General features: G+C 28.5%; 2 protein-coding genes. Both read left to right on the top strand.

Translation table 11 applies throughout. The features are described 5' to 3' along the window. Positions 1-182, top strand: a 182-nt coding sequence (locus tag HX088_RS13870) for a hypothetical protein (protein ID WP_286484485.1), incomplete at its 5' end; no start/stop codon positions are given. A 67-nt stretch (positions 183-249) separates the two neighbouring features. Further along, positions 250-705, top strand: coding sequence for a hypothetical protein (locus HX088_RS13865; RefSeq protein WP_286484484.1), 456 nt, complete (start codon positions 250-252; stop codon positions 703-705). The last annotated feature ends 4 nt before the right edge of the window (positions 706-709 follow it).

The raw sequence follows: 709 nt of genomic DNA, 5'->3' as shown, positions 1-709 counted from the left end.
ACAATCTTAGTTTATTTGAAAGTCTATATAATCATCTTTCTGAAGAGGAACTATTGGATTTCTTAGTCCAACTACAAGCTCAATCTGTAGTCTATGAAATTAAAAATCTAAAAGCATACCTTATTGGTTCTTTAAAAAATAAATTTGAACAGATTTTTGAAGAAAAGTACTTAAATAAATGACCGACTTAACACATGGTCATTTACTAGACATGCCCTACATTTGACCAACTAAACAAAAATCACCTTCATGAATTACATTGATATAAAAAACGCTTGCGAAAAAACTAATAAAAGCGAAAAAACAATACGAAGATTATTTGCAAAAGAAGAATCTAAGCCATATATCCAAAAAAAAGGGAATAAGAATTTAATTGAAGTAAATTATCTTTTCTCTGTCTATGAGGCTGTACAAAAAGAAAATAAACGACCTGCCCAAAACATAGACATGACCAACAAAAGACCAACTAATGATGAGTTAAATGATTTAAAAACTAAACTTGCTCTATATGAACAAGAAATAAGATTAAATAAATCTTTACATGAACAAGAATTAAAGAATAAAGAGTTGCTTTTACAAGAAAAAGAGGGTAGAATAATGGACCTACAAAAGACAATTCTCCTTTTAGAAGCCCCAAAAAAAGAACCGGAATTAAACCAAACAGAACAAATACCGAAAAAGAAAAAAAGATGGTGGCAATTTTAAATAT

Origin of the sequence: Empedobacter sp. 225-1 (genome assembly GCF_030328185.1) — a bacterium.
Taxonomy (GTDB): domain Bacteria; phylum Bacteroidota; class Bacteroidia; order Flavobacteriales; family Weeksellaceae; genus Empedobacter; species Empedobacter stercoris.
Note: the sequence above shows the minus strand (reverse complement) of the source record. Positions and strands in the feature narration are given on the sequence as shown.

Excerpts from the sequence above, each read along its gene's own strand:
- HX088_RS13865 (WP_286484484.1), top strand. The coding sequence starts at position 250 with ATGAATTACATTGATATAAAAAACGCTTGCGAAAAAACTAATAAAAGC.